This window comes from Pseudomonas sp. UBA6699 (genome assembly GCF_002454615.1).
Lineage (GTDB): Bacteria > Pseudomonadota > Gammaproteobacteria > Pseudomonadales > Pseudomonadaceae > Aquipseudomonas > Aquipseudomonas juntendi.
In genome coordinates, this window is the sequence record NZ_DKJF01000007.1 from 24,485 (window position 1) to 40,424 (window position 15,940).

Genomic DNA, 15,940 nt, shown 5'->3' on the forward strand with positions numbered 1-15,940 from the left:
GGGCGTGCCCGCGAAGGGTCGCAAAGCGACCCCAAATTTCTCAACTGACTCGCATTAAGCCCAGGCCGGGGTTTTTCTCAAGGCACTGTTGTATCTGACAAAAGGCCTCTTGTTCTTCCGCACACCAGCAGCAATGCCCGTCTACACTCGACTTCAGACCACCTGAAAGCGAGGCCGTCATGCCCCTGAAGCCGGCCATCCTGTTGCTGATCCTGATTGTCTGGAGCACAACGGCCGGCGCCCTTACCCTGACAGACGAGGAGCAAGCCTGGCTGGCTGCCCACCCGCAGCTGAGCCTGGGCGTAGATGCCTCCTGGCCGCCGTTCGAGTTTCGCGACCAGGAGGGCCGCTACCAGGGATTGGCCGCCGATTACATCGCCAAGATCCAGCAACGCCTGGGCGTGACACTGAAACCGGTCGAGCCCAGTAACTGGACCGAGGTATTGGCACAGGCACGCGAAAACCGAATCGACTTACTGCCCGGCATCATGTCGACGCCAGAACGCCAGGCCTACCTGTCCTTCACCCGGCCATACCTGGACTTTCCCATCGTGATCCTCGCCCACAAGGGCGGCGCTCAACCGCGCGACCTGAAAGACCTGTATGGGCTGAAAATTGCCGTGGTCGAAAATTATGCGCCACATGAGTTGCTGCGCACCCACCACCCAGACCTCAACCTGGTGGCACTGCCTAACGTCAGCTCGGCGCTGCAGGCCCTGGCCACCGACCAGGTGGATGCTGTGGTCGGGGACTTGGCATCGAGTATCTGGAGCCTGCGCCAGCTGAAGCTCGATGGCCTGTATGTCAGCGGTGAAACACCCTATCGCTATCAACTGGCCATGGCCGTGCCGCGCAACAATCCAGTCCTGGTCGGCATTCTCGACAAAGTGATGGCCGACATGAGCAGCGGCGAAATCAGCGAGATCCAGCAGCGCTGGGTGGGCAATGTGGTCGATCAGCGGATGTTCTGGTCCGACTTGCTGGTGTACGGCCTGCCAACCGTGCTGTTCCTGATGGGCGTACTGGCCATTGTCATCCGCATCAACCGCCGGCTCAGCTCGGAAATTTCCCGCCGCATTGCCCTGGAGCAGGAGCTGCGCAGCAGCGAATACCACTACCGTGGGCTGGTCGAAAGCCTGTCAGCCATTGCCTGGGAAGCCGACGCCAATGACTATACCTACAGCTATGTGTCACCCCACGCCGAGGGCCTGCTCGGCTACCCGCTGACCGACTGGCTGAAACCGGGCTTCTGGCGCAGCATACTGCACCCGGAAGATGCCCTCTGGGCCCAGGCGTACTGCGACAGCGAAACCGCTGCCGGGCGCGACCACAGCCTCGATTACCGAGTCATCCGCGCCGACGGCCAAGCGCTTTGGGTACGCAACATCGTCAGCATGATCGAACATGGCCACCACCCCGTGATGCGCGGCCTGATGATCGACATCAGCGAAACCAAGCGCACCGAGGACGCCCTGCGGTTGTCCGAGCAAAAATTCGCCTCGGTGTTCCAGCAATGCCCCGACATCCTGCTTATCGCCCGCCACAGCGATGGCTGCCTGCTGGAGGTGAACGAGGCGTTCGAGGAACAGATCGGCCTGGCGCCGGACCAGGTGATCGGCCGTACCGCTACCGAGCTCAACCTGTGGGGCGTAGAAGGCAGCGGGCCACGGGTGCTGGAGCGCCTGCACCAAGGCGGTATCCGCAACCTGGAGATGACCTTCCGCCGCAGCAATGGCCAATTGTTTACCGGCCTGACCTCGGCGGAAACCTTCGAGCTCGACGGCACCCCCGCGTTGGTAGTGGCGGTACGCGACATCAGCCAGCTCAAGGAAACCCAGCAGCAACTGCAAACCTCTGAAGAAAAATTCGCCAAGGCCTTCCACGCCTCACCCGACGGGCTGCTGCTGTCGCGCCAGAGTGACGGCTTGCTGCTGGAGGTGAACGAAGGCTTCTGCCGCCTGACCGGCTACGATCTGAACCCGACCATCGACCAGACGTCGCTGGACCTTGGCATCTGGGTCGACCTCAACGAGCGCAAACGCCTGGTCGACCAGTTGAACCGCGACGGCTTCGTGCGTGATTTCACCTGCCACATTCGCCGCAGCGACGGGCAGATCCGCTTGTGCGAACTCTCGGCAAGGCCACTGCCGATTGCCGGGATCGACTGCATGCTGACCATCGCCCGCGACATTACCGAACGCCACCTCATGCAGGAAAAACTGCAACTGGCCGCCACGGTATTCGAGAACACTGCCGAGGGCGTACTGATTACCGACATCGACCAGCGCATCAGCGCGGTCAACCGTGCGTTCAGCGAAATTACCGGCTACAGCGAAATCGAAGCCCTCGGCCAAACCCCGCGCCTGCTCGCCTCCGGCCAGCACGACAGTGCCTTCTACGCCGCCATGTGGCACCAGTTGACCGCTGAAGGCCACTGGCAGGGCGAGATCTTCAACAAACGCAAGAGCGGGGAGCTTTACCCCAGCTGGCTGACCATCAGCGCTGTGCGCAACACCGAGCGCGAAATCACCCATTTCGTCGCGGTGTTCGCTGATATTTCCAGCCTCAAGCATGCCCAGGCCAAGCTCGACTACCAGGCCCATCACGACCCACTGACCGGCCTGCCCAACCGCGCCCTGTTCGAGAACCGCCTACAGGCTGCACTGGCCTGTGCGCAGGTGTCCAACCGCCAGGGTGCGGTGCTGTTCCTTGACCTTGACCGCTTCAAGCACATCAACGACAGCCTCGGCCACCCGGTCGGCGACCTGCTGCTCAAAGGTATCGCCCAGCGCCTGAAAGAGCAGGTACGTGACGTCGACACCGTGGCCCGCCTGGGCGGCGACGAGTTCATCATCCTGCTGCCCGGCCTGCACAAGCCCAGCGACGCCAGCTCCATCGCCAACAAATTGCTGGCTTGCTTCAACGCATCGTTCCAGGCTGGCGAACACGAGTTCTTCACCAGCGCCAGCATTGGCATCAGCCTGTATCCACAAGACGGCAGCGACGTCGCCACGCTGATCCGCAACGCCGATGCCGCCATGTACCGCTCCAAGGCCAAGGGCCGCAACCGCGTCGAAGCCTACACCCGCGACCTCACCGCCCAGGCCAGCGAACGCATTGCCCTGGAGCATGAGCTGCGCCGCGCCGTGGAGCGCAATGAAATGAGCCTGTGCTTCCAGCCCAAGCTCAGCCTCAAGACCCAGAGCCTGGTCGGCGCCGAAGCGCTGATCCGCTGGAGCCACCCGACCTTCGGTGAGGTGCCGCCTGAGCACTTCATCCACCTGGCGGAAGAGAACGGCACCATCCTGCAGTTGGGTGACTGGGTACTGGAGCAGGCCTGCCGGCAGATGCATCGCTGGAAGCGGGACTATGAAGCGTTCGGCCCGCTTTCGATCAACCTGGCTGGCGCCCAATTGCGCCATCACGGCCTGGCCAAGCGCATCGAGCAATTACTCAAGACCTACGGCCTGAAGGCGGGCGACCTGCAGTTGGAAATTACCGAGAACTTCATCATGAGCCAGGCCGAAGAAGCCTTGGTCGTGCTCCACCAGCTGAAGAAACTGGGCGTGCAGTTGGCCATTGACGACTTCGGCACGGGCTATTCATCGCTGAGTTACCTCAAGCGCCTGCCGCTGGATATCCTCAAGATCGACAAGTCGTTCATCCGCGGCCTGCCTGACGACCCCCACGATGCAGCCATCGCCCGGGCGATCATCGCGCTGGGCCGCAGCATGCAATTGACCATCATTGCCGAAGGGGTGGAAAACCAGGCGCAGCAGCGTTTCCTGGCAGCGGAAGGCTGCGAGCAGATCCAGGGCTACATCGTCAGCCTGCCACTGCCGCCAGAGGAATTCGCTGCTTCGTTCCTTCGCATAGCACTATCGGATCTTTCAGATGGCACAGGTGCGAAACCCTCGTTATAATCCGGCCACTTACTGAGGGCCTATAGCTCAGTCGGTTAGAGCAGAGGACTCATAATCCTTTGGTCCACGGTTCGAGTCCGTGTGGGCCCACCAGCTACTGAAAAGCCGCGCGAATGCGCGGCTTTTTCATGCCTGGCAATATGCTTCGGAGCGTGCTCTGGCCCCGGCGATATCTGCTTGATGCACAAATCCTGGGGGCGCTATGCACCCTTTCGCGACACAAGGCCGCTCCTACAGGGGCCGCGTCGGCAGCGGCTGGCCTTGCCCTGATTGGCATTGGCTGGCTAGGCTAGCGGGCCAACCGTAGAGACTCGCCATGTCGGATGCCCGCCTTATCACCCTGAATGAAATCGATCGCCAGCTGATCGCGCTGCTGCAGATCAACGCCCGTGAAAGCGTGGCCAACCTCGCGCGTCAGCTGGGTATCGCCCGTACCACGGTCAACTCACGCCTGGAGCGGCTGGAGAAGACCAAGGTCATTGCCGGTTACGGTGTGCGCCTTGGGCAAAGTGTGATTGGTGGCGGGCTGCAAGCGTATGTGGGGATCAAGGTGCAACCGCGCTCCGGCAAGGACGTGGTGCGGCGTTTGAGTGCGATGGGGCAAGTGCAGCAGTTGTGCGCGGTAAGTGGCGAATTCGACTACGTGGCTTGGCTGCGCACGGACTCACCCGAGCAACTGGACCAGTTGCTTGACCAGATCGGCAGTGTCGACGGGGTGGAAAAAACCACCACGTCGATCATCCTCAGCAGCAAGGTGGACCGCGGTCAGCCGCTGTGAGCGGGCTGGCGGTCAGGCTTCCTGACCGTCAAGCAGGCCATCGAGGATGGCCGACAGGCTTTCGGCAGAATGCTGCATCGACCAGACAATGTCACGGCTGCGCTCGGGCGCGTGGTGTTGCGCGTAGTCAGAGGCAATCTGGTTGAGGCCACGGGCTAGCAGGCAGGCGTGGACCAAGGCGTCGGCGGCGTCAATGCCGGGGCGGATGGCGAAGAGCGGCGGGTGGCTGGCTTCGCAGTTGCAGAAGGGCTTTTCGGCGGTGGGTTTGAGTTTTTCGGGTCGGTCAGAATCCGTCTGTTTCATGATGCAATTCCCAAATTGAGCCTTGAGGAAACTGCCTACCAACTCCTTCTCACGGGAAATAGGTGGCAGCCATGCACGGGGTGAGAACCGGCCAACTTGGAAATCCGGCCAGGCCAAAGCCTGCCCGCGCACGGCTGCCATGACACAAGCCTTGGTGCGAAGTTGAATGATGGGTTCTCACACCCAGTCGCCCTTAGAACGGCGACCCGGTGACGTTAACCCTGAGACATTTTCCGCGCAGCCAGACCGGGGCTATAGCGGGTGTAGGGTAATTCTTTATCTCAAGGCATGGGTGTAGGACGTATCTGATCACCCAGATCGCAAGTGCTACACAGCCCGTTGTAGGAGCGGCCTTGTGTCGCGAAAGGGGTGCGAAGCGCCCCCAGGATTTGTGCATACAGCAGATGTTGCTGGGGCCGCTTTGCGGCCCTTTCGCGACACAAGGCCGCTCCTACAACGGGCCATTGTTCGTCATAATGTATTTTTTGAAATAGATTTCGACTCAGAAAACGACATTAAGACAACACTCTGCATCTTAATTACGAACCCCGCTGTCCCTAAAATGACCACCAGGCATCTCCTATACTCAGGCTCTGCTCACCGCGCAGCCCCTCTGGCAAGGTCACTTCATGAACAAGAAAAACCGCCACCCCGCCGACGGCAAGAAGCCGATCACCATCTTTGGCCCGGACTTTCCCTTCGCTTTCGACGACTGGCTTGAACACCCGGCAGGCCTTGGCAGTATCCCGGCTGAACGCCACGGTGAAGAGGTGGCCATCGTAGGTGCGGGCATCGCCGGCCTGGTGGCGGCGTACGAACTGATGAAGCTGGGCCTCAAGCCGGTGGTCTACGAGGCCTCCAAGCTTGGCGGCCGGCTGCGCTCGCAAGCCTTCAACGGCACCGACGGGATCGTGGCCGAACTCGGCGGCATGCGCTTCCCGGTGTCGTCCACTGCCTTCTACCACTATGTGGACAAGCTAGGCCTGGAAACCAAGCCTTTCCCCAACCCGCTGACCCCGGCGTCGGGCAGTACGGTGATCGACCTGGAGGGCCAGACCTACTACGCCGAGAAGGCTGCCGACCTGCCGCAACTGTTCCATGAAGTGGCCGACGCCTGGGCCGATGCGCTGGAAAGCGGTGCCCAGTTCTCCGACATTCAGCAAGCCATCCGCGACCGTGATGTCACCCGCCTGAAGGCGCTGTGGAACAAGCTGGTACCGCTGTGGGACGACCGCACCTTCTATGACTTCGTCGCCACCTCGCGCTCGTTCGCCAAGCTGAGCTTCCAGCACCGCGAGGTGTTCGGCCAGGTCGGCTTCGGCACGGGCGGGTGGGACTCGGACTTCCCCAACTCGATGCTGGAAATTTTCCGCGTGGTCATGACCAACTGCGACGACCATCAGCACCTGGTAGTCGGCGGCGTTGAGCAGGTGCCACAAGGTATCTGGCGCCATGTACCGGAGCGCTGCGTGCACTGGCCACAGGGCACCAGCCTTAGCGCGCTGCATGGCGGCGCGCCGCGTACCGGTGTAAAACGTATCGCCCGCGCAGCCGACGGGCGCCTGGCGGTTACCGACAACTGGGGTGACACCCGCCACTACAGTGCAGTGCTCACCACCTGCCAGACCTGGCTGCTGACCACGCAGATCGACTGCGAGGAATCGCTGTTCTCGCAAAAAATGTGGATGGCCCTGGACCGGACCCGCTACATGCAGTCCTCGAAGACCTTCGTCATGGTCGACCGGCCGTTCTGGAAGGACAAAGACCCGCAAACCGGCCGCGACCTGATGAGCATGACCCTCACCGACCGCCTCACCCGCGGCACATACCTGTTCGATAACGGTGACCACAAACCGGGGGTCATCTGCCTGTCCTACGCGTGGATGAGCGATGCGCTGAAGATGCTGCCGCACCCGGTGGAAAAGCGCGTGCAACTGGCCCTGGATGCGCTGAAAAAGATCTACCCGAAAACCGACATTGCCGGGCACATCATCGGCGACCCGATCACCGTGTCCTGGGAAGCCGACCCGTACTTCCTCGGCGCCTTCAAGGGTGCATTGCCGGGCCACTACCGCTACAACCAGCGCATGTACGCCCACTTCATGCAGCAGGACATGCCCGCCGAACAGCGCGGCATGTTCATCGCCGGGGACGACGTGTCGTGGACACCTGCCTGGGTCGAGGGCGCGGTGCAAACTTCACTGAATGCGGTGTGGGGTATCATGAACCACTTCGGTGGCCGTACCCACCCCGACAACCCAGGCCCTGGCGACGTGTTCGACGAGATCGGCCCGATCGCCCTGGCCGACTGACACGCAGGAGGCAACATGCGCATTGCTCTGTTCCAGGGCCATCCCCAGCCGCTGGATGTACCCGGCAACCTGCAACGGCTGCGCCAGCAGGCGCAGCTGGCAGTTGAACGTGGCGCGCAGTTGCTGGTGTGCCCGGAAATGTTCCTCAGCGGCTACAACATCGGCCTGGCTCAGGTGGAGCACCTGGCCGAGGCGGCCGATGGTCCAGCAGCCATGGCGGTGGTGGAAATCGCCCAGGCGTACCGCATCGCCATTGTCTACGGCTACCCGGAGCGCGGCGAGGACGGGGCGATCTACAACAGCGTGCAGTTGATCGACGCCCATGGGCGCAGCCTGGGCAACTACCGCAAGACCCACTTGTTCGGCGAACTGGACCGTTCGATGTTCAGCCCCGGCCCCGATCACTTCCCGGTGGTACAGCTGGAGGGCTGGAAGGTCGGCCTGCTGATCTGCTACGACATCGAGTTCCCGGAGAACGCCCGGCGCCTGGCACTGGACGGCGCCGAGCTGATTCTGGTGCCAACGGCGAACATGGCGCCCTACGATTTCACCTGCCAGGTGACCGTGCGGGCGCGGGCGCAGGAGAACCAGTGTTATCTGGTGTATGCCAACTACTGCGGGGCAGAAGGGCAGATTCAGTATTGCGGGCAAAGCAGCATCATCGGCCCGGACGGCAGCCTGCTGGCGATGGCCGGGCACGATGAATGCCTGTTGCTGGCCGAACTTGAGCATGAGCGGGTGGTGCAGGGGCGCGCGGCCTTCCCCTACCTGAGCGATCTGCGCCAGGAGCTGCACCTGCGTCAAGGCTGACGGGGGCCGCTTTCACATCGACCGCGTGAATCTAAAGCCCTGTGCAGTACCTGTGGGAGCGGGCTCGCCCGCGAAGGGGTCGGGCCTGGAAACAAATGGGTTAGCATGGAAACCGAGCAACCGGAGCCCCCCATGCCTGACGCCACCCGCCACCTGACCCTCGCCAACGGCCTGCAGCTGACCCTGCGCCACGCCCCGCGCCTGAAGCGCTCGGCGGCCGCACTGCGGGTGCACGCGGGCAGCCACGATGCCCCCGCCAAATGGCCCGGCCTGGCGCACTTTCTCGAACACCTGTTCTTTCTCGGTACCTCCCGCTTTGCGCTGAACGATGGCTTGATGCGCTACGTGCAAACCCTCGGCGGCCAAGTCAACGCCAGCACCCGCGAACGTACTACCGACTTTTTCTTCGAAGTGCCACCCAGTGCTTTGGCCGGCGGCCTTGAGCGCCTGTGCCAGATGCTTGCCGAACCCGACCTGGGCAGCGAGCGCCAGCGCCGCGAACGCGAGGTGATTCACGCCGAGTTCATCGCCTGGGCCCGCAACCCGCAGGCCCAGCAGCAGTTCGCCTTGCTGCAAGCGGCCGGGCCTGGCCATCCGCTGGGCGCATTCCATGCCGGCAACCGTTACACCCTGGCCCTGCAGGATCCGCGCTTCCAGCAAGCGCTCGGCGGTTTTCACCGGCGCTTTTACCAGGGCGGGCAGATCACCTTGAGCCTGTGCGGCCCACAACCGCTGGCTGAACTGGAGCGAATCGGCCGCCAACATGCCGGGCTTTTCGCTGTGGGGCAGCCTGTGGCTAAGGCGCAGCCACCCTGCCTGTCGGCAACGGCCGACCCGCTGGTGTTCACGCACCAGCAACTCCCAAACGGCGCCGAGCAAGCGCTGGAGCTGCTGACCACCGGCCTTGAAGACAGCCGCCCCGGGAGCTGGCTGGGCACCCTGCGTGAGCGTGGCTGGCTGCACAGTTTCAAAGCTGAAACACTGTATGCATTCGCCGGTCAGTTGCTGTGGCACCTCGACCTCAAGCTCAGTGCCAACGCCTGCCCGGACGAAGCCCGCGACCTGCTGCACGGCTGGTTCAGTTTCATGCGCCAAGCCGACCGCCGTTCGCTGAACCAGCAGTTCGGTGTGTTGCAGCGCAGCCGCGCGCACAGTGCAAGCGCACTGGAGCTGGCCCGCCGGGACAGCGCAGGCCGGCCGTTCGCCCAACTGGATGCCCAAGGCCTGCACGCGCTGGATGCGCTGCTTGCTGATTTGCCCTGCGCCGAGTGCGGCCATTGGCAATTGCCGCCAGCCGACCCGTTGCTCAGTGCCGAACTGCCCAATGCCAACCCTCAGCCGCTGCCGGCGGCGCTGACCATCAGTGGCCAGCTCCCGGCCTCGCGCCAGTACGCGGCGCTGTACCTGCGCTGGCAGGTGCCTTCGCCCTTGCGCCAGCCGCTGAAACGGGTGCTCGAGCAGGCCCTGGCGCCGTTGCAGGAACGCTGTGAACGCGCCTCGGTGCAACTGCAATTCACCAGTGCCGACGCTTACTGGCAGTTGCGCTGCGCCGGGCTGCCAGCAGCGGTGCTGCGCACAACGCACCAGGCCTTGGGGTTGCTGCGCGAACCGCCTGTCAACTGCTGGCAAGCCAGCCCCGCGCAGCTTCCGGCATTGATACCCATCCGCCTGTTGCTGCAGCAACTGCCGGATGCGGTAGCCGGTGGCCTGCCTGAAACAACGCCGGATTGCTCGCTGGGGCAGCAGCACCTCGCAAGCCTATGGCAGCAATCGCAGTGGCAAGGCTTGGCCACGGGTTTCGACGCCCGGGCGCTGGGCGCACTGGGTGTTGCCGTGCAGCAGTGCCCCGGCCAAGGCGCGCGGCCTACGCCGGCACCCAGCTGGGCCAGCAAGCGCTGGTACCACGTTAGCGCACCAGGCAGTGAACACGCCCTGCTGCTGTTCTGCCCACTGGCTGCGGCAGACGAAGCCCGCGGCCGCCTGCTCGCCCAATTACTGCAAGGCCCGGTCTACCAAAGGCTGCGAGTGGAACTGCAACTGGGCTACGCGGTATTCAGTACCTTTCGCCAGATCGAGGGCGTGGGTGGCCTGTTGTTCGGTGTGCAGTCTCCGCACACCGGCCAGGTTCAGGTCCTTGACCACCTGACGGCCCTGCTGCGCCAGGGCGTTACCCTTGACGCCGGGGTTCGCCAGGCCTTGGCCGACCAATTTGCCGAGCCGGCCATGGCCAACGCGGAGGTCGCCGAGTGGGCATGGCAGACACACCTGGCTACACAACCAGGCCAGCTCGATGGCCTGCGCAGGTCTATCCTGAACACGCGGCAGACGGATCTGGACCAGTTGCTCAGCAACCTGCTCGATACGGGGGCTGTCTGGCTTTGCCTGGCCAACGCTGCCGCGCCAGACACTTCCTGGCAGGGCGGAAGCCCATGATTGTTACGCAAAGTGCAATGGCACTTTTCGAATAATTAACCTTTCGGTATAAATTTTTCTTGTAAGATAGCGCAATCCCAGTTCTGGGAACCTCCTGCGCATGGCGGTACCCAAGTAGTAGCTGAGCAAACCAAAACCCATCCGGAAGGAGTAACTCCATGTGGACCAAACCTGCTTACACTGATCTGCGTATCGGCTTCGAAGTCACCATGTACTTCGCTAACCGCTAAGCCCGGCTTACGGTTCCACGCCTCGGCCTGCCGGGGCGTTTTCGTTTTCAAGATACGGATTTCGCACAGCATAGAGAGTGGCCATGTATATCCAGGTTCTCGGCTCCGCCGCCGGTGGCGGGTTCCCGCAGTGGAACTGCAATTGCGTCAACTGCAAGGGTTACCGTGACGGCACCCTGCGCGCAACGGCGCGCACCCAGTCGTCCATCGCCCTGTCCGACGACGGCGTGCACTGGGTACTGTGCAATGCCTCGCCCGACATCCGCGCGCAGCTGCAAGCCTTTGCGCCCATGCAGCCAGCCCGGGCCCTGCGCGATACCGGCATCAACGCCATCGTGCTGCTGGACAGCCAGATCGACCACACCACCGGGCTGCTCAGCCTGCGCGAAGGCTGCCCGCACCAGGTGTGGTGCACCGACATGGTCCACCAGGACCTGACCACTGGCTTCCCGCTGTTCAACATGCTCAGCCACTGGAACGGTGGGCTGCAGTGGAACCGCATCGAGCTCGAAGGCAGCTTTGTGATCGACGCCTGCCCCAACCTGCGCTTCACGCCCTTCCCGCTGCGCAGCGCCGCACCGCCCTACTCGCCGCACCGCTTCGACCCCCACCCGGGCGACAACCTTGGCTTGCTGGTCGAAGATACCCGTACCGGCGGCAAGCTGTTCTACGCCCCTGGCCTGGGCCAGGTCGATGACAAGCTGCTGGCGATGATGCACGGCGCCGACTGCCTGCTGGTCGACGGCACCTTGTGGGAAGACGATGAAATGCAGCGCCGTGGCGTTGGTACCCGCACCGGGCGCGAGATGGGCCACCTGGCGCAGAACGGCCCCGGCGGCATGCTGGAAGTGCTCGATGGCTTCCCGCGCCAGCGCAAAGTGCTTATCCACATCAACAACACCAACCCGATACTTGATGAAGCATCGCCCGAACGCGCCGAAGTACTGCGCCGGGGCGTGGAAGTGGCCTTCGATGGCATGAGTATCGAGTTGTAAATACAGACGGCCAGACGACACTGAACCCCTGTGGGAGCGGGCATGCCCGCGAAGCAGCCAATACAGTTCATGGCACCGGCTTGGCCGGTGTTCGCGGGCATGCCCGCTCCCACAGGGGTGAGTTGCCAGGCCAGTCAAGCGTTTTACAGGAGCCAGCCGAATGAGCGATGCACTGCCGATGTCCCCTGCCGAGTTCGAGCAGGCCCTGCGCGCCAAGGGCGCCTTTTACCATATCCATCACCCCTATCATGTGGCGATGTACCAGGGCCGGGCCAGCCGCGAGCAGATCCAGGGCTGGGTCGCGAACCGCTTCTACTATCAGGTCAACATCCCCATGAAGGATGCCGCGATCCTGGCCAACTGCCCTGACCGCGAAGTACGCCGCGAGTGGATACAGCGCCTGCTCGACCACGACGGTGCCCCAGGCGAAGACGGCGGTATCGAGGCCTGGCTGCGCCTGGGCCAGGCGGTGGGGCTGGACCCCGACCAGTTGCGCTCGCAAGAGCTGGTACTGCCCGGCGTGCGCTTTGCCGTAGACGCCTACGTCAACTTCGCCCGCCGCGCCAGCTGGCAGGAAGCGGCCAGCAGCTCGCTGACCGAACTGTTCGCCCCGCAAATCCACCAGTCGCGCCTGGACAGCTGGCCGCAACACTACCCGTGGATCGACCCGGCCGGCTACGAGTACTTCCGTACCCGCCTGGGCCAGGCCCGGCGTGACGTGGAGCACGGCTTGGCCATTACCCTGCAGCATTACACCACCCGCGCAGGCCAGGAGCGTATGCTGGAAATACTGCAGTTCAAGCTGGATATCCTCTGGAGCATGCTCGACGCCATGAGCATGGCCTACGAGCTGAACCGCCCGCCCTATCACTCCGTCACCCAGGACCGGGTGTGGCACAAGGGGATCACCCTATGAGTTTCGACCGTAACCAAGTGCCGAACTGGCGCCCCGGCTACCGCTTCCAGTACGAACCGGCGCAGAAAGGCCATGTGCTGCTCTACCCTGAAGGCATGATCAAGCTCAATGACAGCGCCAGCCTGATCGGTGGGCTGATCGATGGCCAGCGCGACGTAGCAGCGATCATCAACGAACTCGAACAGCAATTTCCCGGCGTGCCCCAGGTAGCCGAGGACATCGAGCAGTTCATGGAGGTAGCCCGTGCCGAACACTGGATCGTCCTCGCCTGAGTTGCCGCCCACGCCCGCTGTGGGCTTGCCGCTGTGGCTGCTGGCCGAGCTGACCTACCGTTGCCCGCTGCAGTGCCCGTACTGCTCCAACCCGCTGGACTTTGCCGCCCAGGGCCAGGAGCTGAACACCGAACAGTGGTTCAAGGTCATGGCCGAGGCACGCCAGATGGGCGCCGCGCAAATCGGCTTTTCCGGTGGTGAGCCGCTGGTGCGCCAGGACCTGGCCGAGCTGATTGGCGAGGCCCGTCGGCTGGGTTACTACACCAACCTGATCACCTCCGGCATTGGCCTGAACGAGGCGCGCATCGCCGAATTCAAGGAGGCCGGCCTGGACCATATCCAGATCAGCTTCCAGGCCAGCGACGAGCAGGTCAACAACCTGCTGGCCGGCTCGAAGAAGGCCTTTGCGCAAAAGCTGGAAATGGCCCGCGCAGTGAAGGCCCACGGCTACCCGATGGTGCTCAACTTCGTCACCCACCGGCACAACATCGACAAGATCGACCGCATCATCGAGCTGTGCATCGCGCTGGAAGCCGACTTCGTCGAGCTTGCCACCTGCCAGTTCTATGGCTGGGCGCACCTCAACCGCCTTGGCCTGCTGCCAACGCGCGCGCAATTGGAGCGTGCCGAGCGCATCACCAACGAGTACCGCGCAAAACTCAAGGCCGAAGGCAACCCGTGCAAGCTGATCTTCGTCACCCCGGACTACTACGAAGAGCGCCCCAAGGCCTGCATGAATGGCTGGGGCAACCTGTTCCTCACCATCACACCTGACGGTACCGCACTGCCCTGCCATGGCGCCCGCCAGCTGCCGGTGCAGTTCCCTAATGTGCGTGAGCACGACCTGCACCACATCTGGTACGAGTCGTTCGGCTTCAACCGCTTCCGTGGCTACGAGTGGATGCGCGAACCGTGCCGCTCATGCGACGAAAAGGAAAAGGACTTCGGCGGCTGCCGCTGCCAGGCCTTCATGCTGACCGGCGACGCCCGCAACGCCGACCCGGTGTGCGCCAAGTCGGCCGACCACGGCATCATTCTCAAGGCTCGCGAGGAGGCCGAAAGCGCCCAGCTCGCCATTGAACAGATGACCTTCCGCAATGAACGTAACTCCCGTGTCATCGCCCGCGGCTGAATTCAGCGCGGCCCAGGCCGTGGCCGCCGGCACCGACTTTGCCGAACTCAAGGTCAGTGCCGACGGGCTGTTCTGGCTGGAATTCCGCCCAGCCGATGGGGCTTGCCGCATCTGGCACTGGTTGTACTGCCAGGCTCGCTGCCTGACCCCGGATGGCTTCAGCGTGCGCAGCCGGGTCTACGAGTATGGCGGTGGCAGTTTCTGCCTGGGCGGCGACGGGCTGGTGTTCGTCAACGAGCAGGACCAGCAGGTCTATACCCAGCCGCTGGACGACCTGGAACCGCGGGCCCTGACGCAGAATGCCAACTGCCGCTATGGCGATGTGCAATGGCACGACGGCCAGGTGCTGGCGGTTGAAGAACGCCACGCCGACCAGGTCGAACATCGCCTGGTCGCGCTGCGCGACGGCGGCTGCGAAGTGCTTGCCGAAGGCGCCGACTTCTATGCTGCACCGACGGTAAGTGGCGACGGCCAGCGACTGGCGTGGATCGAATGGGACCGCCCGGCACAGCCATGGACCGTGACCCGGTTGATGTGCCGCATGCGCGATGCCAGTGGCCACTGGTTGCCCGCCCAGTGCGTGGCGGCAGCCGAGGAATCGCTGCAGCAGCCGCGCTTCGATGGCGAAGGCCGGCTGTACTGCCTGTCCGACCGCAATGGGTTCTGGCAACCTTGGGGCGAAGTCGATGGCCAGTGGCAGGCGATGCCTGCCGAGCAGGCAGACCACGCGGCGGCCCCCTGGCAGCTGGGCACCTGCACCTGGTTGCCATTGGGCCCATATAGCTACCTGGCCAGCTGGTTCGAAAACGGCTTCGGCCAACTGGGGATGCGCGGGGCCGATGGCCGCACCGAGCGCTTCGCCAGTGCCTACACCCGCTTTCGCAACCTGGCCATAGACAGCGACCACCTCTATGCCATCGCCGCCTCGCCCATCAGCCCGCCGGCGGTGATTGTCATCGACCGCAGCAACCACGAGGTTCGCGTGCTGGCCGGTGGGGCCGAAGTGCTGCCAGCCGACCACGTCAGCCTGCCACAGGCGTTCCACTACGCCAGTGATGGTGAGCCGGCGCATGGTTTCTTCTACCCGGCGGCCCGTTCGCAGGGGGCCGCACCGCTGGTGGTGTTCATCCACGGTGGCCCGACATCGGCCTGCTACCCGGTGCTCGACCCGCGCATCCAGTACTGGACCCAGCGCGGCTTTGCCGTGGCCGACCTGAATTACCGGGGCAGCACCGGCTATGGCCGGGCGTACCGCCAGGCACTGCACCTGCGCTGGGGTGAGAGCGATGTGGCCGACGCCTGTGCAGCGGTCCGGCACCTGGCAGCACAGGGCCTGGTCGACCCACGCAAGGCGTTCATCCGCGGCGGCAGCGCGGGGGGCTATACCACGCTCTGCGCCTTGGCGTTCCATGACGTGTTTCGTGCCGGTGCCAGCCTGTACGGGGTCAGCGACCCGATAGCGCTAGGGCGTGCCACGCACAAGTTCGAGGGTGATTACCTGGACTGGCTGATTGGCGACCCCGCCCTGGATGCCGAGCGCTACCGCCAACGCACGCCGCTGCTGCATGCAGGGCAGATCAGGGTGCCGGTAATCTTCTTCCAGGGCGAGCTGGATGCGGTGGTGGTGCCAGAGCAGACCCGATCAATGCTTGCAGCGTTGCAGGCTAACGGGATAGAGGCGCAAGGGCACTTCTACGCGGGCGAGCGGCATGGGTTCCGCAAGGCGCAGAACCTGGCGCATGCGCTGGAAGAAGAGTGGAAGTTCTATTGCCGGGTGTTGGAAGGCTGACCCTGGGGGCTGCTTTGCAGCTCAACCGCCGGCAAGCCAGCTCCCAC

General features: G+C 63.6%; 12 protein-coding genes and 1 tRNA gene. 12 read left to right on the top strand and 1 reads right to left on the bottom strand.

Annotation, left to right across the window (positions count from 1 at the left end):
- Nucleotides 1-179: 179 nt before the first annotated feature.
- The 3 genes from B3361_RS01200 to B3361_RS01210 all read left to right on the top strand — a co-directional run bounded on the left by B3361_RS01200 (nucleotide 180) and on the right by B3361_RS01210 (nucleotide 4,701).
- Nucleotides 180-3,923, top strand: coding sequence for a bifunctional diguanylate cyclase/phosphodiesterase (locus B3361_RS01200; RefSeq protein ID WP_054904255.1), 3,744 nt, complete (start codon nucleotides 180-182; stop codon nucleotides 3,921-3,923).
- 16 nt (nucleotides 3,924-3,939) lie between these two features.
- Nucleotides 3,940-4,016: transfer RNA gene (locus B3361_RS01205), tRNA-Ile, on the top strand.
- Nucleotides 4,017-4,239: 223 nt separating this feature from the next.
- Nucleotides 4,240-4,701 carry an Lrp/AsnC family transcriptional regulator gene (locus B3361_RS01210; protein WP_054904256.1) on the top strand — a complete coding sequence of 154 codons (462 nt, stop codon included), beginning with the start codon at nucleotides 4,240-4,242 and terminating at the stop codon, nucleotides 4,699-4,701.
- Nucleotides 4,702-4,713: 12 nt separating this feature from the next.
- Here the strand turns inward: B3361_RS01210 and B3361_RS01215 are convergent, their stop codons facing one another.
- A complete protein-coding gene (locus tag B3361_RS01215; protein WP_009682807.1) occupies nucleotides 4,714-5,145 on the bottom strand; it encodes a hypothetical protein in 432 nt (143 codons plus the stop codon).
- A gap of 488 nt (nucleotides 5,146-5,633) precedes the next feature.
- On the opposite strand from B3361_RS01215, the gene B3361_RS01220 reads away from it, so the two are divergent.
- The 9 genes from B3361_RS01220 (at nucleotide 5,634) to B3361_RS01260 (ending at nucleotide 15,893) form a co-directional block, all read left to right on the top strand.
- The gene (locus tag B3361_RS01220) at nucleotides 5,634-7,316 is read left to right on the top strand and encodes a flavin monoamine oxidase family protein (protein WP_054904257.1); all 1,683 of its coding nucleotides are present in this window, start codon (nucleotides 5,634-5,636) and stop codon (nucleotides 7,314-7,316) included.
- A gap of 15 nt (nucleotides 7,317-7,331) precedes the next feature.
- Nucleotides 7,332-8,126 (top strand): carbon-nitrogen hydrolase family protein, encoded by a 795-nt coding sequence (locus tag B3361_RS01225; RefSeq protein ID WP_054904258.1) that lies wholly within the window; start codon nucleotides 7,332-7,334, stop codon nucleotides 8,124-8,126.
- Between the two features lie 132 nt (nucleotides 8,127-8,258).
- The gene (gene pqqF, locus B3361_RS01230; protein ID WP_054904291.1) at nucleotides 8,259-10,559 is read left to right on the top strand and encodes a pyrroloquinoline quinone biosynthesis protein PqqF; all 2,301 of its coding nucleotides are present in this window, start codon (nucleotides 8,259-8,261) and stop codon (nucleotides 10,557-10,559) included.
- A gap of 158 nt (nucleotides 10,560-10,717) precedes the next feature.
- Complete coding sequence (gene pqqA, locus B3361_RS01235; protein ID WP_003243383.1) at nucleotides 10,718-10,789, top strand: pyrroloquinoline quinone precursor peptide PqqA; 72 nt, start codon at nucleotides 10,718-10,720, stop codon at nucleotides 10,787-10,789.
- 83 nt (nucleotides 10,790-10,872) lie between these two features.
- Nucleotides 10,873-11,784: a pyrroloquinoline quinone biosynthesis protein PqqB gene (pqqB, locus tag B3361_RS01240; protein WP_009682811.1), complete on the top strand. Its 912-nt coding sequence runs from the start codon at nucleotides 10,873-10,875 to the stop codon at nucleotides 11,782-11,784.
- Between the two features lie 160 nt (nucleotides 11,785-11,944).
- On the top strand, nucleotides 11,945-12,700 hold the full coding sequence (pqqC, locus tag B3361_RS01245) for a pyrroloquinoline-quinone synthase PqqC (RefSeq protein WP_009682812.1): 756 nt from the start codon (nucleotides 11,945-11,947) through the stop codon (nucleotides 12,698-12,700).
- A complete protein-coding gene (pqqD, locus tag B3361_RS01250) occupies nucleotides 12,697-12,972 on the top strand; it encodes a pyrroloquinoline quinone biosynthesis peptide chaperone PqqD (protein ID WP_009682813.1) in 276 nt (91 codons plus the stop codon). The genes pqqC and pqqD overlap by 4 nt, the downstream gene beginning before the upstream one ends.
- Nucleotides 12,944-14,104 carry a pyrroloquinoline quinone biosynthesis protein PqqE gene (gene pqqE / locus B3361_RS01255; protein ID WP_029888064.1) on the top strand — a complete coding sequence of 387 codons (1,161 nt, stop codon included), beginning with the start codon at nucleotides 12,944-12,946 and terminating at the stop codon, nucleotides 14,102-14,104. The genes pqqD and pqqE overlap by 29 nt, the downstream gene beginning before the upstream one ends.
- A complete protein-coding gene (locus B3361_RS01260) occupies nucleotides 14,070-15,893 on the top strand; it encodes an alpha/beta hydrolase family protein (RefSeq protein WP_054904259.1) in 1,824 nt (607 codons plus the stop codon). Before pqqE ends, B3361_RS01260 begins: the two co-directional genes overlap by 35 nt.
- Nucleotides 15,894-15,940 lie beyond the last annotated feature (47 nt).